Consider the following 23,426-nt stretch of genomic DNA (forward strand, 5'->3'; position numbering starts at 1 on the left):
CGCAGGGCATGCCCGTCAACGAAAGCCTGTCCACCTACTCGGACCTGACATTTCGGACGGCGTTTGGAATCTACGTGCTGGCGTTGCTCGCCTCACTGATCTACTACGCGGGCTTCCGCGTTCCCAAGGTCCAGCACAAGGAACTGGTCGCAGCTGGTGGGCCAGGCACCGGGATCGAGCTCACCGAGTCCACCTCGATCACCGACACCGGTGACGAGGAGCGGGCCTCGGCCGGCAGTGAGCGCTGGGCGCGGATCGCGCAGTTGTTCATCGTGGTCGCGTTCGTGCTCCAGGCCGTGTCGCTGTTGCTGCGCGGGCTGGCCACGGGCCGCTACCCGTGGGGCAACATGTACGAGTTCATCCTCGGAACCACGCTGTTGGCGGTGGCTGCAGGGATGGTGTTCCTGCGCAAGCCCGCGATGAAGGTGGCGTGGCCGTTCGTCCTGCTGCCGGTCCTGGTGTTGCTGTTCTTCGGCGGCACGCACCTGTACTCCGAGGCCGCGCCCGTCGTGCCGGCGCTGCAGTCGTACTGGCTGCCGATCCACGTGTCGATCATCTCGCTGGGTGCGGGCATCCTGCTCATCCCCGGCGTCGTCTCGATCATGTACCTCATCCGCCTGTGGCAGCCCCGGGGCGCCGAGCACGGGTGGGGCGCGCGGCTTGCCCGGCCGCTGCCGGCCGCCGAGACCCTCGACCGCCTGGCGTACCGCACCACGGTCATCGGCTTCCCGATCTTTGGTGTGGGCATCCTGCTCGGCGCCGTCTGGGCCGAGGGCGCATGGGGACGCTTCTGGGGCTGGGACCCCAAGGAGACGGTGTCGTTCATCTCCTGGGTGCTGTACGCCGGCTACCTGCACGCGCGTGCGACCAGCGGGTGGGGCCCCAAGCGGGCGGCCTGGATCAACATCGCCGGCTTCGCCGTGCTGGTGTTCAACCTGTTCTTCATCAACATCGTGGTCTCCGGCCTGCACTCCTACGCGGGCCTGAACTAGCTCTCGGCGGCGCCGGCCTTCCGCGCTGCTGGCCTTCGGCGCTGCCGGCCTTCGTCGCAGCCAGCCTTCGTCGCAGCCGCGCGCAATTCCTGCAGCCGCTCACGAAATATCGCGAGCGGCTGCAGGTTTAGCGCGCGGCTGTGCTGCAACACGCTCGTGCCGCTTGCCACGGTGCCGCGTAGGTGGGAAGCGCTGCGAGCCACGGGCCGAGGCGCCCGGCCTTCACTGACTGGCCGTTCCTCTGGGGCCCACTCCGGATCCGAAAGGGCCCACAGAGCGAACAGTATCGGCAATGGGGTATTCGACCGCTGCACCCACCGCCGGTTTGGTCAGTGCGTAATAAGCGTAGTTCGAGTCCAATCGATTCTTGGGCACCAACGTGAGAAGCTTCGGCTCCAGCCCGCATTCGGCAGAACGCACCCAGAATTCATCAATTCCGAATGTCGTCATGTTGGCGAGATTGCGCCGATAATTGCGTTTGTACCTCGGAGGGCGCGATTCGGCCGTGTGGTACTTGATCTGAACGAACGCCATCCCGCCAGGAACCAGTAGTCGTTCGGCGATCTGTAGAATCCGTATCGCTTCCTCGGGCCCTGTAGTCAGCTCGAGGACATAGAGGCACAAGAAAATGTCGCAGCTTTCTTCCAGGCCCGCGGTCGCGCGTTCTGGGTGATCGATTTCAATGTGCAAGGTGTCTATCGGCGCGCTGCGAACCGTACTGACTTGCCGCACACATTCGACGAGGCTCTCACGCGATACATCTGCGGCGATGAATCTCTCCGAGATGGGTGCAAACGCGGCGGCGTTTGCACCGCCGCCGCAACCCCACTCGATGACGACGCCAAGATCAGGCGGATTGTCCAGTGCTTTCCTGAGCATTCGGAACATCGCGAGGTGCTCGGCGCCGACTTCACACCAAGCATCGTCACCTATGCCGCCACGCCAGTGCGAGTTTGCTTCCCATGTGACCCGTTGTTGCGTTCCGGTGCTGCTTCCCGGTGTGCGTATCGGCAACGAGCCCATTGGTCCACGCGCGGCGGAATTTCCTGCCCAGTAGCTCTTTGCATCGTCGATGAGGCGAGAAGGTCCTTGCCGCCAGCCCACCCGATCCGTAGCACGGCGAAGACGGCCCAGCCCGTGCGCAGTACGGGCTCTACCTGCGCGGATCAACTCATGGTTCACCTCGTGAAGCTACCATGAGATGTTTCTCACTATTTAGTGATTCAAGCAATCCTGGTATGGGCTCGGCGGGCGGGCAGGTCAGGCGCCGCGGAGCTCGGCCAGCCGCAGGGCAAGCCGCAGTTCGAGGGCCCGGTCGCCGCGGCGCCAGCCCGGGCCGAGCACCGAGTCCAGCCGGTCGAGCCGCTGATAGACCGTGTTGACGTGCACGAACAGTCGATCGGCGGTTGCGGAGGGGCTGCCGTCGGCGGCGAACCACGCCTGCAGGGTGTCGAGCAGCGCGGTGCCGCGGGTGCGGTCGAAGTCGCGCACCGGCCCGAGGTTGCGCTCGATGAGGTGTGTGACGGATTCGCGGTCGACCTCGCTGAACAGCAGCCCGTACAGCCCAAGTTCGTCGGTCGCGGCGCCGTCGCCAGCCCGGTCCAAAGCTATGAGCAGGCGCGCAGCCCGCCCGGCGCGCTCGACGTGGTCGTTCACCCGGGCCAGTCCGGTGACGCCGGAGATGGGCCCGGAGGCGCCCACGGTGGCGTGATGCGTGGCCAGGCGGGAGGCGACGTCGCGGGCAGTGTCGCCGGCGTCGGCCCCGGGCAGGAGCATGACCCCGCGGTCGCCGTAGGTGGTCACCAGGCCGTTGTCGGCGCGGGCGAGGGTGCGGCACTCGGTCTCCAGCGCGCGCGACATCCGGGCATCGGTGGGCACGATCACCAGTGTGACGAGGTCGGCGTCCACGTCCACCCCGAGCAGGGAGGCCCGTCGGGCGATGCTCTCGAGATCGTGTTCGCCGGGGGCCAGGACCTCCGCGAGTAGCTCGCCGCGTACGCGGTTGTCGGCCTCGTCACGGGCGCGGTGTCCCAGCAGGATCAGCGCGATCACGGAGCTCACGCGGGCGAGCACGGGTCGGACGGCGGGGGCAGGTCCATGGCTGGCAAAGACGACGTGGCCGAGGTGGTCGGGTCCGGTGACAACGGGGGCGACGACGACGAGGTGCCCGTCCACCGACCGGGTAACCGTGCTCGTCGGTGACTCGGGATCCGCGCCGTCCTCGTCGAGGGCCTGCCGCAGCAGGTCGACCGGCGGTCCCTCGGGGGAGCGAGAGGAGCCGATCTCCCGGTGGGCGAGGTCGAACACGGCGGCGGTGCCGCCCCCGAGGTCCACTACGAGGTCGACGATCTCGGGCACGGTCGTCCCGGCGACGACCAGTCGGGTGAGGCGTTCGTGGAGGTCGACGGTGGCGGACAGGCGGGCGGTTTCGGCGTGGGCGGCGTCGAGGACGTCGCGGGTGGTGTCGAGTTCCCGCAGTCGCCGGGAGGCGCGTTCGGCGGCGGTGAGGGCTGCGGAGACCTGGTCGGCGAGGAGGGAGAGCAGAGTGATCTCGTCGTGGTCGAAGTCGCGTTCGGTGCGGTCGGAGGTGAACAACATCCCGGTGAGCCGGCCGAAGGTGCGCACGGGGACGCCGAGGATCGCCTTGACGCCCTCGTCGATGATGATCGGGTCGATGACGTGGGTGTATTGCTCGTCGGCGAGGTAGTTGCGGGTCCAGCGGGGTGCCATGGTCTCGGCGACCTGTCCGCCGAGGCCGAGCCCCATGCCCAGGCGGATGGTGTCGAAGCGGGGGCTGGTGGCGCCCTCGGCCATGCGCATGTAAGTGTCGCCGCGGTCGGGGTCGAGCAGCATGACGTACGCCAGGTCGGTGCCCACGATCTGGCGGGCGCGGCGGATGGCGATGTGCAGGACCGCGTCCTCGTCCTCGGCGGTGGCGAGTTCGGCGGCTGCGTCGAGGACGTCGCGCAGGCCGAGGGCGAGGTCGACGGCCACGGTCAGCGGCCGGTGAACTGTGCCTTGCCGGGACCGGAGTCCATGAACGACTGCATGCCGATCTCGCGGTCCTCGGTGGCGAACAGTCCGGCGAAGAGGGCGCGTTCGATGGCCAGGCCGGTGTCCAGGTCCACCTCGATGCCGCGGTCCACGGCCTCCTTGACGGCCCGCAGGGCGATGCGCGGTCCGCCGACGAACTGCCGGGCCCACTCGAGGGAGCGGGCGGTGGCCTGCCCGTCTGGAACGACCTCCTCGACCGCGCGCAGCTCGAGTGCCTCGGCGGAGGTGAGGGTGCGGCCGGTCAGGCACAGGTCCTTGGCCGCGGCGGGGCCGACGAGGCGGGCCAGTCGCTGGGTGCCGCCGGCGCCGGGGATGATGCCGAGCAGGATCTCGGGTTGGCCGAGCTTGGCTTTGTCTTCGGCGATCCGGCGGTCGCAACACAGGGCGAGTTCCATGCCGCCGCCGAGGGCCGCGCCGGTGAGCGCGGCGACGGTCGGCTGGGGGATCGCGGCGACAGCGGTGAACGCGGACTGCAACTCGCGGGCCTCGGTGACCATCTGCGCGTGCGTCATGTGCCGCATCTCCTTGATGTCGGCGCCGGCGGCGAATACGCGCTCGCTGCCGGTGAACACCACGGCGTCGACGTCGTCGCGGCCCGAGACCTCGGCGGCGACTGCGCGGAGTTCTTCCTGCATGGCGCGGGAGAGGGCGTTGACCGGCGGGCGGTTGAGAGTGATGAGGGCAACGCCGTCGGTCACGTCGAGGGATAGGAATTCATACATGGCAGGTCTCCAAACCTAGGAGGATTCTCCATTGTATGTGGTCCGCGCCACTTCTACCGTCAGGGGCATGTCACGAGACGTGAGCGAGTTCACAATCCAGGCAGCTCCGTGGAGCCCGCCACTGGATCCCGAGGGTTTCCAGTGGGAGATCCCGGAGCAGTTCAACATCGGCGCCGCCTGCACGGAGGCGCATCCGCCGGAGTCTCCCGCGATCGTGGTGGACCGGGGCGGCGATCCGCCGGAGATCACCACGTTCGGCGAACTCGGGGCCCGTGCCCGCCGACTCATCACGTTCCTGCGCGAGCGCGGCGTCGGCGAGGGGGATCGCGTCGCCGTGATGTGCGCGCAGTCCGCGGAGACCGCCGTCGCCCACGTGGCCTCGTATCTCATGGGCGCGATCGCGGTCCCGCTGTCGGTGAAGTTCGGGCCCGAGGCGGCGCTGTTCCGGATGGGCGACTCCGGCGCGGTCGCTGCCGTCTTCGACGCCGACTGCTACTCCCGCCTGGCCGGCGAACTCGCCGACCTGCCCGAGCTGCGGACCGTGCTCGTCACGGGCGACGCGGTGCCGGAGGGCGGGGGCCGGACGGGCGGCGCGGTGCAGACGGGCGACGCGGTGCCGGTCACGGGAACGGCGCCGGATGACGCGAGCGCGCTCACCGTGCTGCCGCTGGCGGTGACGGAGGATGCTGACCTCGCCGTCGTCGTTCCCGTGACCGGACCCGACGACCCCGCGCTGCTCATCTACACCTCCGGCACCACCGGCCAGCCCAAGGGCGCCCTGCACGGGCACCGCGTCGTGCTCGGGCACATGCCCGGGGTGGTACGCGCGCTCGACGGGTTCCCCCAGCGCGCCACGACCGGCGAGCCCGGCGACGTGTTCTGGACGCCCGCGGACTGGGCGTGGGCCGGCGGCCTGCTCGACGTGCTGCTGCCCAGCCTCTACAGCGGCGTACCCGTGGTGGCGTCGAACCGGCGGCCCAGCCCCGAGACCGTCGAGCACATCCTCCGCCGCCACAGCGTGACCTGCTCGTTCCTGCCGCCGACCATCCTCAAGATGATGCGCGCCTCCGATGTGGACTATGCGCGCACCGGGCTGCGGGCGGCGTTCTCGGGCGGCGAATCGCTCGGCGAGGCCGTGGCCGAATGGGCCCGCGACGCGCTACGAGTGCAGGTCAACGAGATCTACGGCCAGACCGAATGCAACCTCATCGTCGGCACCTGCCACGCCCGATTTCCGTCCCCACCCGGCTCCATGGGCCGCCCCACCCCGGGCTTCGACCTGGTGCTGCTCGACGAGGTCGGCGAGCCGGCCGCGACGGGGGAGGTCGGTGAGATCTGCGTCCGCCTGCCCAGCCCCAACGCGTTCCTGCGCTACTGGAACGCGCCGGAGAAGACGGCCGAGAAGACCGCCGGCGGCGTCCTGCACACCGGCGACCTAGCGACGGTCGACGACGACGGGAACTTCTGGTTCTCCGGCCGCAACGACGACCTCATCTCGTCGGCCGGCTACCGGGTGGGCCCCGGCGAGATCGAAGACCAGATCCTGCGCCACCCCTCCGTCGACGAGGTGGCCGTGATCGGCGTGCCGGACGACCTGCGCGGGGAAGCGATCGTCGCGTACGTCATCGCTAGCGAGGGCGTCACCGGCTCGGACGAGCTCGCCCACGAGATCCAAGCGTTCGTCAAGGAACGCCTGGCGTTCTACCAGTACCCGCGCGAGGTCGTCTTCCTCGACGAACTGCCCACCACCAACACCGGCAAGATCCGCCGCGCGCAACTGCGCTCCACGTACTCCTCCTCACGCAAGGACGTGCAATGAACAATCCCGTCGTCATAGGCGTGGTGCTCGCCTACTTCGTGCTGATGTTCGCCATCGGCGCGTGGGCCAACACCAAGATGAAATCGGCCAAGGAATTCCTCGTCGCAGGCCAGTCGCTCGGCTTCTTTGTGATGGCCATCGCCAGCTTCTCGTCCATCCAGTCCGGCTGGGGCATGGTGGGCGGCACCGGGCAGACGTACGCGTGGGGCCTCCAGGCGCTCATCGCCGTCGGGCTCTTCGCGCCATTCGGGTTCGCCGTCGCCTGGTTCCTCCTCGGCAGCCGCCTGAACTGGATCGGCAAGAAGCACAGCGTGTACTCGGTGCCCGACCTCATCCGGATCCGCTTCCAGGACCGCACGTCGCACGCCACCATGTCGGTCGCGGTGTTCATCGCGGCGATCGCCTACATGACGGCGCAGGTCACCGCGATCGGCGTCATCATCTCGCTCCTGCTCGGCACCTCCGTGGCGACCAGCGCGTGGATCGGCTCGCTGGTGGTGGCCGCGTACACGATGGCCGGCGGCATGCTCGCCGCCGTGTGGACCGACCTCGTGCAGGGCGTGCTCATGGTGGTCATGTCCGTGGGACTGTTCATCTTTGCCGTCCAGGTGGCCGGCGGGTGGAGCCCGATGCTCGAGACCATCACCGCGTCCAGCGCCGAGCTGCTGTCGATCGACGGGGTCAAGTCGCCGACGTACATCTTCGCCTTTGGCCTGCTCATCTTTGTGGGTGCGGTCGGGCAGCCGCAGTTGCTCACCAAGTTCCTCATGCTGCGGGACATGACCCAGCTCAAGTGGGGCGCCGCCGTCGCCGGCATCGCCTACGCCGTGACCACCCTGTTCTCGGTCGGCATCGGCCTGGCGACCCGCTCGATGGTCATCACGGGCGACGCCCCGGAGCTGGAGAACATCGACGACACCGCCATCTGGTTCCTCAACTCCGTGACGCACCCGATCGTCGGCGGTATCGCGCTGACCGGCCTGCTGGCCGCGATCATGTCTTCGGCCTCGAGCTTCATTACCATCGGCGCCTCGTCGATGATGCGAGACCTGCCTGCTGCGTTTGGCGTGAGAGTGGTCCGCGAGGTGCTGTGGAGCCGAGTGGCCAGTGGCGTGCTGGTGGCGCTGTCCGTGCTGCTCACCCTGTTCCTCTCGCAGGTGGTGTTCCTGCTCGGCGCTCTGGGCTGGGCTGCCTTCGCCGCGGCGATTGTCGGGCCGGTGGTCATGTCGATCTACTGGGAGCGCGCGACCGCAATGGCGGCCACTGTCACGGTCATCTTTGCGATCGTCGGCAACCTGGTCATCAGCTCGCTGGCCGCCCGCGAGGTCATCACCGTGCCGACGTATATGCAGGTCGGCGGCATCTCGCTGCTGGTGTCGATCCTGCTGTTCTACGTGGTGTCTCTCATGACGTCCAACCGCCACCCCAATGCGACGCTCGCGTTCCTCTACGGCGGGTCTGCCGCCGTGACCGACGGCCCACTGGCCGGCACTGCCTCCGCGCCCGCAACCGCCACCACCACCGAAAGGCCCGACCATGTCTGATCTCGCTGCCCTCGGCCGCGCCGGGGCCCCGATCCCTGAGTACAAGCGCGCCAACACCCTCATCAACGCTTTTGTGGCAGTCGCGGCCTTCGCGCTGATCGGGATGCTCGCCGACGTCTGGCAGATGGTCTTCCTGGCCGTCCCGCTGTTCGCCGTGACCATGATGCTCATGGGCTCACTGCGCGCCAACGGCACGTGGGACCGGGCGTCCTCGATGGCGATCGTCGGCTACTGCGGCGGCCTGGCCGTTCTTGTGGTGTGGTCGATTCTCACCGCGTCCGGCGACGCCACCCTGTGGAGCCTGCCGATGTCGATGGGTGTGATCTTCTACTTCCTCTGGCCATACACGGCAGTCGGCGCGGGCCTGCTGTATGCGTTCGTCTTTGATCGCACGATCGACGAGAAGCGGCTGGCGGCAGTGTTCGACTGACCGGGAGCGCCCCGCAGCCCCCGCAGCCGCCCCTCCCGAGCCGCAGCCCCCGCATCCCCCGCCCCCGCCTCCCGAGCCGCAGCCGCGCGCAATCACTGCAGCCGCTCACGAATTTTCGTGAGCGGCTGCAGGTTTAGCGCGCGGCTGCGGGGGTGGCGACGAGGCAGAGCTGCCCGAGCCGTCTATTCGGACGGGCCGCGAGTACTCGCTCGAGCGCCTCGGCCGGGTCGACCTTCCGGGAATCGCGGGCAGTGGCGGGAGCGACAAACGCCGCCGACCAGGAAGTCCCGGAGCGGCGGCGTTCAGTCTTGGCGAGCGATCATTCGACGGCGACAAACACCTCCCCTCCGAACATGGAGAGCTCAAGTCGGAGCAGTCCCGACTCGACCTCGGGGATCGCCAGGCTGACGTTTCCTGTCGCTGAAGCGCCTGGGTAGAGCTCACCCTCCAGAGGCTCTGGCGTAACAGCAATATTGTCGAACGAACGGATGACGTTGCCGCCGTCGGTGACAAAGGACACGCTGAGGAAGTCGGCATACCCTGACTCGTCGCCAACGTAGGTGGCAGTGAGGTTCACCAGCGCGTACTGGCTTCCCGCGGGCGGGAGATCGTTGAACATGTTGGCGGCCATGACCTGATCAGTGGCATTGCGGGTGAAGCTGTTCACGACGACCTTCCAGTCGCCCGTCCCGAGCACGTCGCCGATAGCCGCGGGGTTGTCCCTGGTGCCGACATCATCTCCGCTGTCGCCAGCAACTGCCGCGACCTCACCGCCGGAGTCGCCGGAGCCGCCGGTATCGCCGGAGTCTGAGCGGGACACGGCGACGGGGTCATCAAATGCGCTGTCGAAGGCGTCGCCGATCACGGTGACGAAAAACACCATCGCCATGATGGTTCCCAGGATGGACACGATGACCGCAGCGATCGCGGATCCCTTTGGCTTGCCGCTGGCGAACAGGCCGACCAGTCCCATGATGAACCCGAAGGGGAGGAGGATCCATCCGATGATCGCGGCGCCGGGTACGACCGACATGATCGCGCCCAGGATGGCTACGACCAGAGCGATGATGCCGAGGGTGTTCCGTTTCTTGGCGGGCTCATCGCCGGGGAAGGGGGCGTTTCCATAGGCCGGATAGCCGTACTGCGGAGGGGGGCCGCTGTACTGCCCATGGGGGCCGGCGTGTCCGCCGTATGGGGGGTGGGGGCCCGATGCGGTGGCGAATTCGTACTGGGGCTGAGTGGTGGGTTCAGCACCCGGCCGGTGGTCTGGGTGCGAAGGGGCGTCGTCGGCTCGTCCCGACCAGGGTGTGTTCGGATCTGACATGTGTATAAGGATTACATAATGGCGAGCTCATCGCATACTTGCTGGTGTAAGTCGCGACTTGGCTTTTGTTGACCGGGCGTTCAGGTTGTGGCGACCCGCGGGCCGCCACCGTCCGACATGCTCGCCTGGGCCAGCTCCCGCACCTCGCCTTTGGCGATCTTCCCGCCCGGCGCGGTGGGCAGGGCCTCCACCACGAGGAGCTTCTCGGGCAGGTACTCGCGGGTCACCCCGTGAGTACGCAGCCAGTCGGTGAGCTCGGCCAGGGTGATCGCCTCGGCGCCGGGCTCGAGGGTGACGACCACGCACAGTCGTTCGCCGAAGATCGGGTCCGGGACGCCGACTGCCGCGACCATCGCGACTGCCGGGTGCTCGCGCACGTGGTCCTCGACCTCCACGGCGGAAATGTTCTTGCCGCCCCGGATGATGAGGTCGGCCAACCGCCCGACCACCCGGAGGCGGTCCGACTCGTCGATCTCGACCACGTCGCCCAACAGGACCCACCCGTCGTCGGTGAACAACTCGGCGTTGGCCTCGGGGTCGTTCCAATAGCCGGGCGAGGTGAGCACACCCCGCACTGCCGGCTGGCCGCGCCGGAGGCCCGGGCCAGTGACCTCGCGGCCCCCGTCGAAGACGCGCACGCGCATCTCCGGGATGATGCGGCCGCCGGTCGACAGTCGGGTCTCGTCGTCGTCGTGAATCGTGGTGGCGCTGGCCGCCCCGGTCTCGTTGGAGCCGTAGAACTGCAGCGATTTGGCGCCGGTGACGTCCTCGAAGCGTTTCGCCTCGGCGAACGGCACGGCCTCGCCGCCGGTGAACATCACCCGCAGGTCGTGGACGCTGCCCAGCGGCGGCTGCGAGCAGTGCAGCATCATGCGGAACTGGGTGCTCACGCACGCGAGGACGGTCGCCCGGTGCTCGCGCATCATGGTGATGGCGGTGGCGGCGTCGAATCGCTCCATCACCAGGGCGGTGCGGCCCAGCAGGGCGGGCAGGAAGTGGGACGTCCACAGGCCGAATCCGAACGGCGCCGGCACGAACGCGGCCACCGTCTCCTGCCGGGTCAGCTCCGCGTTGCGGCAGGCCAGCGCCGCGAAGGCGGTCCAGCGGCGTTGCGTCTGGGTGACCAGCTTGGGCCGGCCGGTGGTCCCCGAGGTGCTGTTGAGCATGGACACCTCGTCCACGCCGAACGAGTGCCGAGGATCGACGGGCACCGGGTGCCCGGGAGCGGTGCTGTCCGGGCCGTCAGCGGTGGCGCCGAGGTCGTCCGCCCCGCCCTGGTCGCCCGCCGCGTCAGCGGTGGCGCCGACCTCGCTGCCGACCTCTACGATCGTGGTGTCGTCGACCAGCAGGACCCGGTCGATCGCGGTGCCGCGACCCCGCAGGTCGGCGAGCAGGTTCTCAACGGGCACGCCGCGCACCTGTGGCGCGGTGACCAGGACCCGCGCACCGGCCGAGGCCATGATGTGTGCGACCTCGGCGGGCCCGGAGCGTGCGCCCATCGCCGCGACCCGGACCCCGGCTCGGTAGGCGCCCACCAGCGCGACGTGGAAGCCGACCGTGTCGGGCAGGTACACCGCCACCGACTCCGGGGGCTGCTGCCCGCCGGGGCCGGACCGCAGCGCGGCGTACATGCGGTCCGCGGCGAGGTCGTACGCGGCCCACGTGGTCGCGCCGTCGGGGCTGATGTAGGCGGGTTCGTCGCCGTGGGTGCGGGCCCAGTGGCGGACCAAATCGCTGACGGAGACACCAGTGAACGCGTCGGGGGTCACCGTGAAGTCGTCCAAGGTGTCGGGACCCGGCCCGGTCAGCTCGGTCACAGTGCCTCCTCCAATACGCCCATGGCGCTACGGTATGCCGCGTCAAGGGCAGTCGAGTCGCCTTCTGGTCCGGTGACGGTTCCGCGCATCATCACGTACCCGCGGTCGACGATCTTCGCCACCCGGTGCAGGGCGGGTTCGGCCACCACGACAGTCACGCCGGAGTCGGCGAGATCGCGGACCCGTTCCAGGAGCTCCCCGGTGATCTTGGGTGACAGTCCCGTCGTCATCTCATCAAGCAGCAGCACGCTCGGGGTCACCAGCAGGGCCCGGGCCAGCACGAGCATCTGCTGCTCACCCCCCGAGAGAACACCAGCGAGCTGGCGCTGCCGTGTCCGAAGGATCGGGAAGCTCTCGAAAGCAGAGTCCAGGGCCGTGTTGCGTACGCCCACCAAGCGGGCGCCGATCTCGAGGTTCTCCCGCACGGTGAGCCGCGGGAAGAGTTGACGCCCCTGTGGGACGTACGCCAGCCCCTTTCGTAGTCGAGTGCCCGCGGGGGCACCGCTAATGTCCTCACCGTCGATCTCCACCCGTCCGGTGGCGGGGACCGAGCCGAACACTGCCGACATCAGGCTCGTCTTGCCGGCTCCGTTGGGGCCGACGATCGCGGTCACCTGTCCGGATGGCGCAGTGAATGACGCCGCGCGCACGGCATGGGCGTTTCCGTAGCGGACCGTGAGTTCCTTGATCGTGATCATCGTGTTTCCTCCGTGGTCACTGGGGCGCCAAAGTAGACGGCCTGCATCTCCGCGCTGCGCATGCACTCGACCGGATCGCCGCGGAAAGCCACACGGCCTTCGGCGAGCAGGACCACGGTGTCGGACAGGTCTGCGATGAGGTCGACATTGTGGTCGACGAGCACCACCGAGCGGCCGGAGTCTCGGACCCGGTGAATGGCGCGTGAGACCGCCGCGATGCCGTCCGGATCAGAGCCGGCGAACGGCTCGTCGAGCAGAAGCACTTTCGGTTGAGCGGCCATGGCGCGTGCGATTTCGACTAGCCGCTGGGCGCCAAGACTGAGGTCCCCCGTTGGTACGGCGTCGGTCGTGACCCCGTATTCGGCAGCGAGCTCGGCGGCCTCCGCCAGGACATCCCGGGGGGTTCCCGAGAGTCCGCGGAGCATCGCGCCGAAGGAGCCGGCGTACGAGCTGATTCCGCGGCCCACCAGCCCGGGAACAATGTTCTCCACCGGCGTCAGTTCGAGAGCAAGTTGTGGGTGCTGGAAGGTGCGGGCGAGCCCGGCCTGCGCGCGTCGGGTGGGCCCGGATCCGAGGGGGCGGCCGTCGAGTTCGACGGTCCCGGCGGTTGCGGCTTGGGTGCCGACGATGCAGTCGACGAGCGTCGTCTTGCCGGCGCCATTCGGTCCGACCAGTCCGAGGACGCGGCCAGCAGCCAGGTCGAAGCTGACGTCGTCGACCGCGGTGACCCCGCCGTAGCGTTTGGTCACCCCGGCGACGGACAGCAGGCTGGGGGTGCCGCCTTCGTAAGGCAGTGATGCGTCGGTCATCGTCATCCCTTCTTTCCGCGCAGGCGCTCGATGGCCTGTCTCGTCCATCCGATGACGCCGCCCGGCGCCAGTAGCAGGATCACCAGCACCACCACAGCGAGCAGCAGTTCGCCCGAGCCCTGGTAGCCGGGCATATTAAGCGTGACGGCCACCACGATGAGCGCACCGAGTGGAGCGCCCCACGCGGAGCCTCGGCCGCCGATGATGGGCATGAAGATCGCCAGGAACACCAGGTCGAGCGCAAATGTCTCGGGGGTCACGGCTTGCACGGAGGCGGTGAATAGGGCCCCGCCGGTGGAGGCGATGGCGGCGCCTGCTGCCAGGGCAACAACTGTGAGATGGGTGGGGGAGATGCCCGAGGACTGCACCGCGGGCGTGCTTTCCCGGGCTGCGGAGAGTGACAGTCCCCATGCGGAGCGACGGAGGCGGTCCAGAAGAACTGCCACGAGGCAGACGAACGCAATTGCGGCCACGACGAGCGCGTAGCGCGGAAGTTCGAGCCCGAAGAACGTCGGCACCGGGATGGCGGAGATTCCGGAGGAGCCGCCGGTGATGCTGTCGGCATCGCCGAGCCAGTGTTCGAAGGCCAGCGCAAACAAGAGCGTCACTGCCGCGAGGTAGAAGCCGGAGAGTTTGCGCGTAGCGAGTGCGATGATGACTGCGACGATCGCCGAGAGCACCATTCCGACCAACCAACCCCACCACGGGGACACGCCCTGCGTAACGGCGAGGTAGGCCACTGCATACGCGCCGATCGCGGCGTAGGCACTGTAGGCCATCGAGAGGGAGCCGGCGAGGACGAATGGGAGGTACATGCCGAGCGCGACGAGCGCGTAGGTGGCGGTGAGGAAGACCAGGTCCTGGCGGTAGAGGCTGGGCCCCATCCAGGCTAGGACACCGGCGACGACGACGAGGCAGAGCGCACTCTCGCCGAGGACAGAACGCAGGGGTGAGCGGTGTGGGACCGCGCGAGCGGGTGGGACCGCAGGTCGGGTGTGCTGTGTTGTGGTGCTCACTAGACACGCACCTTTCGCTGGAAGAGACCTTCTGGTCGGAAGGCGAAGAAGACGAGTGCGATCACAAAGATGGCTATCGAGCTGCCGGTGGCGCCGAAGTAGTAACTTCCGAAGACCTGTACGCAGCCCAGGGCGAGACCTCCGACGAGCGGGGCCCAGGGTTTGCCGGTGCCGCCGATGACCAGAGCAAGGAACCCGGTGAGGGTCCAGGACAGTCCGCTGGTGAACTGCACGCCGGATTTGGCGGCGAAGACGATGCCGGCGATCGCCGCGATGGCGCCGGAGATACCGAACGCCCAGAGCCGCACGCGGTTGACGTTGACGCCGATGGTCTGGGCGGCGGTGTGGTTGTCTCCGACAGCGCGCAGAAGCTGACCGGTCTGCGTCATCCGCAGCCACAGGACGGTGGCGGTCAGGACGACGGCGGTGACCAGGACGATCGTGATGGTGGTGCCCTGCACTGAGAGGGAGCCGAGGTGGAAGTCCGAGATCGGGAGCAGGTTCTGCACTGGCAGTGGTGTGCGTCCGAAGAGGGTGCCGGCGAGTTGCTGGATCGCGAAGAGCGTGGCTGTGACCGCCACAAGCGCGGGGAGTTCCGCACCGCCCGAGCGACGCTGAACGGGTTTGACCACGGTGATCTCGGTGAGGATGGAGATCACGATTCCTACCGCGATGCCGAGGAGCGCGCCGAGGAAAACAGGCACGCCCCACATCGTGGCCGCGTATCCGGTGAGCATCGCCGCGGTCATGGCGTAGGGGCCGGCGGCGAAGTTGAAGAAGTCGGCGCCGACGACGACGAGGTAAATCGATAGCGCGACGAGGGCGAAGAAGCAGCCGATCTCGGCCGCGGCTAGCCAGAGTTGCAGGTCGTCCATCAGGCTTCGCCCTCCTCGGGTGTGCATTCGGGCTGGTAGTCGGACCAGGGGCCGACCGGGGTGTTGTCCGGACCAAACTCGACCAGCACCAAGCCGCAGACCGAGTCCGGGGCGATGTGCTTGTCCGGGTTAAAGGACAGGGTCAACTGTTCTTGCCCGAAGCTGGCGGGAACATCTTGCACCTGTTGCATGGCTTCGTTGAGTTTTTGCGGATCCGTGTGGGTCCCAGCGAGCTCGATCGCGTGTTTGATGAGCATCACGGCGTCGTAGGCCTGAGCGTCGTAGGCGGTGAGCGAGTAGTCGGGCCCCTTGATGGTGCGCAGCCACTGTTCGAGTTCGGTGGTCCGCTGGTTCTGGGTGCTGAGGCTTCCCATGAAAACCAGTCCGTCGAGTGAGCCCGGATTGGCGAGGTTCCACGCTTCCGGCTGGTTACCGATGGAGGCGAGTGAGAAGCGTTGCAGCCCGGGGGCGAGGCGGTGCAGGGTGTTCTGCGCCGTCAGCTCGAAGTTGCCGCCGACGCTGGCGACGAGCACGGCGTCTGGCTTTGAATCGAGGAGTCGGCTGACCCCGGCGGTGAGGTCGGCTGCGTCGACGGCGGCCTTACGGGTGTCGACGACCTCGATGCACTCCTGCAGTTTGGGGTCGAGGGTGGCGAGGATTCCCGAGATCGCGGGGCTCGCATCCGCGAGGATCGCCAGTCGTCCATTGCCTCCGGCCTTGAATGCGCCGCAGTAAACCTCGGCGTACTGGGCCAGTGGGTTGGGCACCATGTAGGCGTACTCGTTGCCTGGTGGGCCAGCGACGGAGTCGGTCAGTGCGACTGGGGCGATGGTGACGATCTCCGCGGTCTCAGAGACCTGCTTGGCCTGAAGCGCTGCTCCACTTCCGGTGGACAGGATCACTGCGGCGGCGCCCTGGTCCTTGAGCTTTCGAATGATGGACGGAGTGTTGGTGGGGCTGCTTTCGTCGTTCTCCACTACGAGCCGCACCGGTGTTCCGTTGATGCCGCCCTCGGCGTTCAGGCGGTCGATCGTCGCGCGAACGGTGGTGCCGGCGATGGTCGCGTAAGACGCGCCGGGTCCCGTCGAATCTTCGTCCATCCCGATCACGATGTAGTCGTCCACCGGATCCTCGACCGAGGCACAGGCGGCGGTCGCGATGACGGGGGCGAGTGCCGCAGCCAGAAGGGTCCTGGTGAATCGTGGTCTCTTCATGAAGCCTCCACAAATCAAACGTTTGCTTTGCGTTTGCCAAGCATTCGCTTGGCAGTGTGACCCATGGCACTATCGGGTGTCAACGTGGGTGGCGTCAGGAGGAGCTACCCGCCGACCTCGACACGGATTCGCGGGGTGGGGCGAGTCAGTTCGGCTGGTGGCGGGCGAGGCGGTCTAACCGAGCCTCGATCTGATCAACTCGATGTTCGAGCGTGCTGGGGCCTCCCGACGAGACCGGCCGGGGGGTGGCGCCATCGAGGAACAGGGTGAGAAGTGTGTCGGCAACCGTCGAGGCGGTCTCGGCCAACGACTCACGGTGATACCGCACTGACCACCACACGCCCTCGCGCAACATCCGCGCGAATTCTAGTGGGTCCATTTCCGCACGTAGATCACCCTTCCGACTGGCCTGCTCCGCAGTGTTCGTCCAAAAGTGGTGCGCACGCTCGACGGCATCCGAGATCTCAGACGGAGCCTGGGGGCCGTGAAACGAGCGTTCGTTCTGATAGATCTCTGTCGCGTACGGATGCGCGGTCGCGACGTCGATTGAAGAGTGGACCAGCGCGCCGAACTCTTCTCGCATCCCGTTGACGTGCGGGAGAACCGACTCATAGCGGCTGATCAGGTCTGCGAGAAAATCGGAGACGATGGTGAAGGCGATTGCGTCCTTGGAAGGGAAGTGGTGGTACAAGCTGCCGGAGAGCATGCCGACCCCGTCAGCTATATCGCGCACACTCGTTCCGGCCACGCCGTTCTCGACGAACAGTTTTGCGGCAACGAACTTGATCTGGGCTTGACGGCTCACCACCTGCTAATACTTACCCAAGTCGCTGCGTTGTGTCGATGTTGCGCCACCGACGCGGAATTCGGATGTGCACCAAGCAGTCGCTTGATTGACAGGGTGGGACGTCAGCAGGCGGGCTTGAGGAAGGCTTTGACGTAACCGCCGGTCTCGTGCAGGAGCGCGTGCTTCCGCGACCGCGACAGTGGCCGGGGCGTGTCGGTGACGTAGACCGGCCCGTCAAAGCACTGCTCGAAGTAGATGCGGACCCGCGACACGTGCCCCCAGTAGGTCACCACGAGAAGTGACTCGTAGCCGCGGTCGCGGGCGATGCGCGTCGCGGCAGTCGTCTCCCCCTCGGTGGTGCCGATGTCCGGTTCAAAGCACTCGACCCGGATGCGCCGCCCGTCGCGTGCGGTGACCGGGCTGGCGGCGCAGTAGGACTCGATCGCGGCCGAGTAGGTGTCGCGGCCTCCGGGGGAGGGCTGCGAGACCAGGATGTGGTCGGACACCCCTTCTTCGGCGAGGTGGCGCGCGTAGACGTAGCGGTCGTCGTTCGCACCGGCCACGACAACGATCGCGTCGACGTGGTCGGGGGAGTCGACACGCGGGAAGAGTACGGCGCGCGCGGCCGTCAACCCCGTCACAGTGCCGGTCAGGAGCACTAGCGCTGTCGCGAGAACTGCGATTCGGCGGCGTAGGGAGCGGGGTCTCACCGGCCCGAGACTACGGCGTGGCCCTGTGGCCGGACTGAGCTGCCTGCGGGGACGGCGGGCCGGAGCATTGCCCGCTGCGCGGTGGTCACCGTGCACCCCACGCCACGCAGCCGCGCGCAATTCCTGCAGCCGCGCACGAAATTTCCTGCGCGGCTGCAGTACTTGCGCGCGTGTGTGCGGGGGTGCCGACAACGCGGAAAGGCCCGGGTGGTCGGGCAATCTGGGATTGGCGATCTGGGATTACAGATCCCCCGGCAGCTTGTCGCGGCGGATGTCGCGCCAGGAGGCCTGCCGCAGGACGCCGTCGTCGGTGAAGCCTTGGTGGCGGACTTCCACGACCAGCTTGGGCAGGACCCAGTGGGCGTCGCGGCGGGCGTCGGCGGGCAGCTGCTCGATGAACGGGCTGGTCTTTCGTTGCAGCGGTTCGAGCTCGTCGAGCAGGGCGCGCGCCTGCTTGTCGGTGAAGCCGGTGCCCACGCGGCCGATGTAGGTCAGCCCCGATTCGGCGGGCAGGCCCAGCAGCAGGGAGCCCACCGCCCCGGCGCGTCCGCCCTTGCCTGGCCGCCAGCCGCCCACCACGGCGTCGGTGGTGGTGAGCAGCTTCTCCTTGAGCCACGACTGCGACCGCCGGCCGGACTCGTAGCGGGAGTCCCGGCGTTTGGCGACGATGCCCTCCCAGCCGAACTCCTCCGCCTCGGCCAGGGCGCGGTCGCCGGGGCCGTCCAGTACGGCCGGCACGTGCACCCGGTCGACCTCGGTCAACGCCGGGGTCAGCAGATCCAGCACTTCGCGGCGACGCTCCCACGGTTGTGACTGCAGGTCCACGCCGTCGACCTCGAGCACGTCAAAGACGAACAGTTCCGCGGCGGGCAGCGACGAGTCCTGCCCCTCGGCCGCGGCCTGCTTGGCCAGCGCCGCGAAGTCGGGGACGCCGTCGGAGCCCAGCACCACGAGTTCGCCGTCGAGTACCGCCGGCCGCTCGAGTGCGTCGGCGAGTCCGGGGAAGCCGTCGGCCAGCCAGTCCAGCGAGTTGCCGTTGCGGCTGACCAGGCGCGTCTGCCCGCCGCTGCCGCTGGTCGCGACGGTCACCCGATAGCCGTCCCACTTGCCCTCGAACGCCCACTTGTCGTTGGGTAGCTCGGTCACGGTGGCCGCGGTGGGGATCATCGGCGGCGGGGGAGCGTCGGGGTGGTCGGCGTGGTCCGAGCTGCGGGCACTCGCCTCGCCGGCCCCGCCGGACGCGTCAGCACCCGAGTTGCGGCCCCGCTTGTCGCCCGGGGGATAGGACGATTTCGGGTTGGAGCGGCCACCGTAGAAGGAGTCCGGCGACTGGTCCTTCATGTACTGCACGATCCACTGGTTCTTCTCCGCGCTCGTGCGCACCAAGACGTACCGGCCAGAGACCTGCTCGCCGTGGAGCCAGATGATGATCTCGTCGTCGCGCCACTTCTCGCACTCGTACCAGCCGTGATCCCAGATGCTGACCGTGCCGCCGCCGTATTCACCTTTGGGGATGGTGCCGGCGAAGGTCTCGTAGCCGAGCGGGTGGTCCTCGGTGTGCACGGCCAGCCGCCGGTCCTTGGGCACGGTCGGCAGGTTTTTGGGCACGGCCCACGAGACCAGGACTCCGTCGCGCTCGAGCCGGAAGTCGTAGTGCAGTCGCCGGGCGTGGTGCTCCTGGATGACGAAGATCGGCCCGTCGGCGCCGTCGCGATCGGTCTCGACCTCGCCCTCGAACGGCTCGGGGGTGTTGCGGCGGTCCCGCTTGCGTCGGTACTCCTCGAGACTGGTGACGACGGCGTCATCGCTGGTGGGGCCGTCGCTGGTGGGAGCCTCGTTGCGGGCAGTCTCGTTGCGCGCGGAGTCGGCGCGGGTGGGGGCGGTGCCGGCGGGCTCGGGGTCCTCGTCATCGGACGACGACGAGCTCTTCTTGCCGCCCCCCGATTTCTTTGCCCGCGATGCTGAACCGGCCGACGATCCTGACTTCTTCGCTGCGGACTTCTTCTTGGCGGACCCGGTCCCCTCGAGCCCGTCGAGGAGGTCACCGTCCGCGTCGAGCCGTTTCAGGACCTCGTCCCAGTGCAGGTGCGTTAGCCCGCCGTCGCCGAGTTCCTCCCACGACCGGGGAGCGGCCACCCACGGCTCGGCCCGACCGCGCAGGGAGTACGGCGAGACGGTGGTCTTGGCGCCGCTGTTCTGGCTCCAGTCCACGAACACCTTGCCGTCGCGGATGGACCGCGTCATGGTGGAAGTGACCAGGTCGGGGGTCTGCGTGGCGAGCGACTGCGCGATCTGCTTGGCCACCGCGGAGGCGCTCTTGGCGGTGACGGCCCTGTCCAGCCGGGCGTAGAGGTGAATTCCCTTCGACCCGCTGGTGACCGGGAACGAATCGAGTCCCGCCTCGTCCAGCAAGTCCTTGACGCGCAGGGCGACCTTCGCCGTCGTATCCAGATCCACGTCCTGTCCCGGATCGAGGTCGATGACGATCCGGCGCGTCCGCCCGGGCTCGTCGTCTTCCAGGGTCCACTGGGGCACGTGCAGCTCGAGCGCGGCCTGCTGGGCGAACCACGCGAGCGTGGCGGGCGAGTCGAGCACGGGGTAGGTGACGTCGCGCTTGGAATGCTCGATCGTCACCCGCGGCACCCAGTCGGGCGCGTGGGAGGGGAGGTTCTTCTCGAAGAACGACTTGTCGCCGGTGCCGTCGGGCCAGCGTTTGCGCGTCACCGGCCGCCGGCCCGCGTACGTGATGAGCAGGGGCGCCACGGCCAGGTAGTACTCCAGCACCTGGGACTTGGTCGTGCCGGTGGCCTCGTAGAGCACCTTGTCGGGGTGGGTGAACCGCACGGTCCGCCCGTCGACCTCGACCGACTCCTTTTTCCCCTTGGTCGCCATGGGTCCACTCTGGCACTTCAGTCCGACACCGGCGACCGCCTCGGCTCAGGCTGCCCGCAGCGCGGCGATATGGAATCTTGCCTAGACCGTTGATCACCTCGGGGTGGGGCTGAATACTGGGCCGTCTCTGCCAACCGCCACCCTCGGGCGCTGGGGGTGTGCCGATCCCGCCCGCCGCCCGCAGGCACCAAGCAGACGAACCAGCAATGAACGCCCACACTGAATCAATCGAAGCCGTTCCTGACTATGAGTACGTAACGTACGTCCGTGACACGCCGGAGCAGGTGTGCGGCCTGGACTGCGCTCGATCCGAGAGGGACTGGCAGGTCCCCGCCAGAGGTCATGACGTAAACGCGCGTTTCCACCGCAAACCCACGATTGCAGCGTAAACATATTCGGCATGGGTGCTAAGTACTGTCTTCTGGTCGTGGTTTTGCTGGGTGCCGGGTTGGTGGGGTGTGGCTCGAGCGAGACCCAGGCGCCGCAATCAGCCACCGCTTCAACAAGCGAACGGTCGACGAGTAGTGAGCCTTCGACCGCCACCGTTACGACGACGGTCGAGGCACCTGTCAGCGAGCCTGAGCTTGCCGCGGTCGAGACGCCCTACATAGTCGACTGTCAGATGGGACTCGGGCCGGTAGAGACTTACTGGTCCGACGGAAGCGTGACCGGGTACTCCGATTACTGCCAAGCGGTTCACGACCGCACTTTGCAAGGTGAGGCTGCGGCCAACTCGCCGAAGTGCGACGGAACGGTGTGCAGGTACCCGTCCGGTGCCACTATGCGCGATCCGAATGCCACGCCCGACGATCGGTGCACCAACCAGATCAATTACGCGAACGATCCTCGATCCAATGCGGAGATTAACTCGATCGGCGCGGTCACTGGCCAGTGCCCGGAACCAATCTCGTAAACGCGCACCAGCATCGGCCTAAACAGAAGTAGCTCCAGTTTCAGCGTTGACGCTTTTATCCTCCTGCCCAGCCCCACCCCGCCGCGCTGCCGCCAACACGGCGACGGCGGCGAGCAGCCCCAGCACGAGGAACCCCGTGGTGCTGTAGAGGGTCCAGCGGGTGGCGTCGGCGAAGCCGTCGGCCAGGACGCCCACCAGGGCGTCGGGCGCACCCTGGTCGCGAAGGCCGGAGATGACGCCGCCGGCGGAGCTGCGGGTGGCATCGGCGAACTGGGCTGCCGGGCCGGTCACGGATGCAAAACTTTGTGCCAGCCCTAGCGAGAGGACGGAGCCGGCGACGGCGGCGCCGATGGCGGCGCCGACCTGTCGGACGGTGCTCTGGGTGGCCGAGCCCTGCCCGGAGGAGGCGACGGGGATGTCGTGCAAGACGGTGCTGGTCAGTTGTGCGGAGGCCAGCCCCAGGCCGATGCCGTAGATCACCAGAATCGCACCGATCACAACCGGCGAGGTGCCGGCGTGGATGGTCAGCGCCAGGGTCAGTGCGCCCAGTACCTCGAGGGCCACGCCCGCGAGCACGGTGCCGGCGGCGCCGATGAGGGCGGCGAGGTGCCGGGCGAGGGCGCCGGCGACAAACGCACCGAGGGCCATGGTCGCCAGCACGTAGCCGGTGGCCATGGTGCCCAGCCCGACGGCGTTGATGAGGAACAGCGGCAGCACAAAGATGAGCCCGAACTCGCCGATGGCGATCATCATGGCGGCGAGGTTGCCCAGGCTGAAGGTGGGGATGAAGAACAGGGTGAGGTCGAGCAGCGCGGAGCGGTGGACGCGTTCGCGGTGACGTTCCCAGAACCCGAACAAGACAAGCGCCACCACGGACACGGCGAGCAGGATCGGCACGATCGAGACGGGCATGTCCTGCGACCAGGTGAGCCCGAACAGGTGGAGGTCGGCGAGCGGTTCCCACCAGCCGAGCGCCGAGCCCTCGATGATCGCGAACACGAGCAGCCCGAATCCGATCGCGCTGAGCAGCAGGCCGTCGACGTCGTAGCCGCGCCGGCCGGACGGCGCGGTGGTCTTGGGCACGGCGATGAGTGCGGCCACCACCAGGACTACGCCGATGGGCACGTTGACGAGGAAGATCCACTCCCAGGAAAATGTGCTGGTGAGCCACCCGCCGAGCAGGGGGCCGAGGGCGGCGGCGCCGGAGATGACGGCGCCCCACACGCCGAACGCGGCGGCGCGGTCGGTGCCGCGGAAGGTGTCGTTGACGGTGGACAGGGTGGTGGGGAGGATGCAGGCGCCGCCGACTCCCTGCAGGACGCGGGCGCTGATGAGGGCGGTGGCGTCGCCGGCGGTGGCGGCCCAGATGCTGCCGGCCACGAACAGGGCGATTCCCGCAATAAATAGTCGCCGCCGGCCCAGTCGGTCGCCGAGGCTGCCGGCGGTGAGCAGCAGCGCCGCCAGAACCACGGAGTACAAGGAGTTGACCCATTGGGCGTCGGTGAGGTCGAGGTCGAGGTCGGCGATGATGGTGGGCATGGAGACGGCGACGATGGTGCCGTCCATGACGATCATCGCCAGGCCCACCGCCATCACCACCAGCGCCCACCATTTGCTGGGGCGCGGGCGGGTGTGCGTCCCGGCGGGGGAGTGATGGTCCGCGGTGGTGGGCTGCTCACTCGTCATTGGTCCGACCTTAACGGCGCGGTGGCGCGCTGCCATCAGTCGAATGGATGAGACCTGGCGTGGATGAGACCCGGGTGGAAGAGAGCTGGGTGGAGTGTCCCCGGGTGGGTAAGACGCGGGCCGG

At 68.0% G+C, this 23,426-nt stretch carries 18 protein-coding genes; 4 read left to right on the top strand and 14 right to left on the bottom strand.

Annotated elements, in window-relative coordinates; translation table 11 throughout:
- The first annotated feature begins 8 nt into the window (after nucleotides 1–8).
- A complete protein-coding gene (gene ccsB / locus FQ137_RS06035) occupies nucleotides 9–992 on the top strand; it encodes a c-type cytochrome biogenesis protein CcsB (RefSeq protein WP_188064968.1) in 984 nt (327 codons plus the stop codon).
- 222 nt (nucleotides 993–1,214) lie between these two features.
- Here ccsB and FQ137_RS06040 read toward each other — a convergent pair whose 3' ends face one another.
- From FQ137_RS06040 to FQ137_RS06050, 3 genes are all read right to left on the bottom strand, one after another.
- Complete coding sequence (locus FQ137_RS06040) at nucleotides 1,215–2,174, bottom strand: methyltransferase domain-containing protein (RefSeq protein ID WP_149291592.1); 960 nt, start codon at nucleotides 2,172–2,174, stop codon at nucleotides 1,215–1,217.
- A 78-nt stretch (nucleotides 2,175–2,252) separates the two neighbouring features.
- Nucleotides 2,253–3,986, bottom strand: a complete 1,734-nt coding sequence (locus FQ137_RS06045) for a helix-turn-helix domain-containing protein (protein WP_188064793.1) — start codon at nucleotides 3,984–3,986, stop codon at nucleotides 2,253–2,255.
- A gap of 2 nt (nucleotides 3,987–3,988) precedes the next feature.
- On the bottom strand, nucleotides 3,989–4,768 hold the full coding sequence (locus tag FQ137_RS06050) for an enoyl-CoA hydratase/isomerase family protein (RefSeq protein ID WP_149291594.1): 780 nt from the start codon (nucleotides 4,766–4,768) through the stop codon (nucleotides 3,989–3,991).
- 67 nt (nucleotides 4,769–4,835) lie between these two features.
- Here FQ137_RS06050 and FQ137_RS06055 point away from each other — a divergent pair, with 67 nt between their 5' ends.
- From FQ137_RS06055 to FQ137_RS06065, 3 genes are read left to right on the top strand one after another with little or no spacing between them, the layout of a single operon-like run.
- On the top strand, nucleotides 4,836–6,587 hold the full coding sequence (locus tag FQ137_RS06055) for an AMP-binding protein (RefSeq protein WP_149291595.1): 1,752 nt from the start codon (nucleotides 4,836–4,838) through the stop codon (nucleotides 6,585–6,587).
- Nucleotides 6,584–8,131 (top strand): sodium:solute symporter, encoded by a 1,548-nt coding sequence (locus tag FQ137_RS06060; protein WP_149291596.1) that lies wholly within the window; start codon nucleotides 6,584–6,586, stop codon nucleotides 8,129–8,131. Before FQ137_RS06055 ends, FQ137_RS06060 begins: the two co-directional genes overlap by 4 nt.
- Nucleotides 8,124–8,561: a hypothetical protein gene (locus tag FQ137_RS06065; RefSeq protein ID WP_149291597.1), complete on the top strand. Its 438-nt coding sequence runs from the start codon at nucleotides 8,124–8,126 to the stop codon at nucleotides 8,559–8,561. Before FQ137_RS06060 ends, FQ137_RS06065 begins: the two co-directional genes overlap by 8 nt.
- A 319-nt stretch (nucleotides 8,562–8,880) precedes the next feature.
- Here FQ137_RS06065 and FQ137_RS06070 read toward each other — a convergent pair whose 3' ends face one another.
- The 11 genes from FQ137_RS06070 to FQ137_RS06125 all read right to left on the bottom strand — a co-directional run bounded on the left by FQ137_RS06070 (nucleotide 8,881) and on the right by FQ137_RS06125 (nucleotide 23,302).
- Nucleotides 8,881–9,885 (bottom strand): DUF4352 domain-containing protein, encoded by a 1,005-nt coding sequence (locus tag FQ137_RS06070; protein ID WP_149291598.1) that lies wholly within the window; start codon nucleotides 9,883–9,885, stop codon nucleotides 8,881–8,883.
- Nucleotides 9,886–9,965: 80 nt separating this feature from the next.
- Nucleotides 9,966–11,702, bottom strand: coding sequence for a class I adenylate-forming enzyme family protein (locus FQ137_RS06075; RefSeq protein WP_255583672.1), 1,737 nt, complete (start codon nucleotides 11,700–11,702; stop codon nucleotides 9,966–9,968).
- Nucleotides 11,699–12,400 carry an ABC transporter ATP-binding protein gene (locus FQ137_RS06080; protein WP_149291599.1) on the bottom strand — a complete coding sequence of 234 codons (702 nt, stop codon included), beginning with the start codon at nucleotides 12,398–12,400 and terminating at the stop codon, nucleotides 11,699–11,701. Before FQ137_RS06080 ends, FQ137_RS06075 begins: the two co-directional genes overlap by 4 nt.
- On the bottom strand, nucleotides 12,397–13,209 hold the full coding sequence (locus FQ137_RS06085; RefSeq protein ID WP_149291600.1) for an ABC transporter ATP-binding protein: 813 nt from the start codon (nucleotides 13,207–13,209) through the stop codon (nucleotides 12,397–12,399). The genes FQ137_RS06080 and FQ137_RS06085 overlap by 4 nt, the downstream gene beginning before the upstream one ends.
- Before the next feature lie 2 nt (nucleotides 13,210–13,211).
- Nucleotides 13,212–14,225: a branched-chain amino acid ABC transporter permease gene (locus tag FQ137_RS06090; RefSeq protein WP_255583675.1), complete on the bottom strand. Its 1,014-nt coding sequence runs from the start codon at nucleotides 14,223–14,225 to the stop codon at nucleotides 13,212–13,214.
- Nucleotides 14,225–15,100, bottom strand: coding sequence for a branched-chain amino acid ABC transporter permease (locus FQ137_RS06095; RefSeq protein WP_149291601.1), 876 nt, complete (start codon nucleotides 15,098–15,100; stop codon nucleotides 14,225–14,227). The genes FQ137_RS06090 and FQ137_RS06095 overlap by 1 nt, the downstream gene beginning before the upstream one ends.
- Nucleotides 15,100–16,314: an ABC transporter substrate-binding protein gene (locus FQ137_RS06100; protein ID WP_149291602.1), complete on the bottom strand. Its 1,215-nt coding sequence runs from the start codon at nucleotides 16,312–16,314 to the stop codon at nucleotides 15,100–15,102. Before FQ137_RS06100 ends, FQ137_RS06095 begins: the two co-directional genes overlap by 1 nt.
- Nucleotides 16,315–16,459: 145 nt before the next feature.
- Complete coding sequence (locus tag FQ137_RS06105) at nucleotides 16,460–17,119, bottom strand: TetR/AcrR family transcriptional regulator (protein WP_188064795.1); 660 nt, start codon at nucleotides 17,117–17,119, stop codon at nucleotides 16,460–16,462.
- A 104-nt stretch (nucleotides 17,120–17,223) separates the two neighbouring features.
- Nucleotides 17,224–17,811 carry a YdcF family protein gene (locus FQ137_RS06110; RefSeq protein WP_255583677.1) on the bottom strand — a complete coding sequence of 196 codons (588 nt, stop codon included), beginning with the start codon at nucleotides 17,809–17,811 and terminating at the stop codon, nucleotides 17,224–17,226.
- A 240-nt stretch (nucleotides 17,812–18,051) separates the two neighbouring features.
- Nucleotides 18,052–20,703: an ATP-dependent DNA ligase gene (locus FQ137_RS06115; protein ID WP_149291604.1), complete on the bottom strand. Its 2,652-nt coding sequence runs from the start codon at nucleotides 20,701–20,703 to the stop codon at nucleotides 18,052–18,054.
- 931 nt (nucleotides 20,704–21,634) lie between these two features.
- Nucleotides 21,635–23,302 (bottom strand): DHA2 family efflux MFS transporter permease subunit, encoded by a 1,668-nt coding sequence (locus FQ137_RS06125; protein ID WP_149291606.1) that lies wholly within the window; start codon nucleotides 23,300–23,302, stop codon nucleotides 21,635–21,637.
- Between the last annotated feature and the right edge of the window lie 124 nt (nucleotides 23,303–23,426).

Origin of the sequence: Dietzia sp. ANT_WB102 (assembly GCF_008369165.1) — a bacterium.
Taxonomy (GTDB): Bacteria; Actinomycetota; Actinomycetes; order Mycobacteriales; family Mycobacteriaceae; genus Dietzia.

Excerpts from the sequence above, each read along its gene's own strand:
- ccsB (WP_188064968.1), top strand. The coding sequence starts at position 9 with ATGCCCGTCAACGAAAGCCTGTCCACCTACTCGGACCTGACATTTCGG.
- FQ137_RS06050 (WP_149291594.1), bottom strand. The coding sequence starts at position 4,768 with ATGTATGAATTCCTATCCCTCGACGTGACCGACGGCGTTGCCCTCATC.
- FQ137_RS06055 (WP_149291595.1), top strand. The coding sequence starts at position 4,836 with ATGTCACGAGACGTGAGCGAGTTCACAATCCAGGCAGCTCCGTGGAGC.
- FQ137_RS06060 (WP_149291596.1), top strand. The coding sequence starts at position 6,584 with ATGAACAATCCCGTCGTCATAGGCGTGGTGCTCGCCTACTTCGTGCTG.
- FQ137_RS06065 (WP_149291597.1), top strand. The coding sequence starts at position 8,124 with ATGTCTGATCTCGCTGCCCTCGGCCGCGCCGGGGCCCCGATCCCTGAG.
- FQ137_RS06070 (WP_149291598.1), bottom strand. The coding sequence starts at position 9,885 with ATGTCAGATCCGAACACACCCTGGTCGGGACGAGCCGACGACGCCCCT.
- FQ137_RS06080 (WP_149291599.1), bottom strand. The coding sequence starts at position 12,400 with ATGATCACGATCAAGGAACTCACGGTCCGCTACGGAAACGCCCATGCC.
- FQ137_RS06085 (WP_149291600.1), bottom strand. The coding sequence starts at position 13,209 with ATGACCGACGCATCACTGCCTTACGAAGGCGGCACCCCCAGCCTGCTG.
- FQ137_RS06095 (WP_149291601.1), bottom strand. The coding sequence starts at position 15,100 with ATGGACGACCTGCAACTCTGGCTAGCCGCGGCCGAGATCGGCTGCTTC.
- FQ137_RS06100 (WP_149291602.1), bottom strand. The coding sequence starts at position 16,314 with ATGAAGAGACCACGATTCACCAGGACCCTTCTGGCTGCGGCACTCGCC.
- FQ137_RS06115 (WP_149291604.1), bottom strand. The coding sequence starts at position 20,703 with ATGGCGACCAAGGGGAAAAAGGAGTCGGTCGAGGTCGACGGGCGGACC.
- FQ137_RS06125 (WP_149291606.1), bottom strand. The coding sequence starts at position 23,302 with ATGACGAGTGAGCAGCCCACCACCGCGGACCATCACTCCCCCGCCGGG.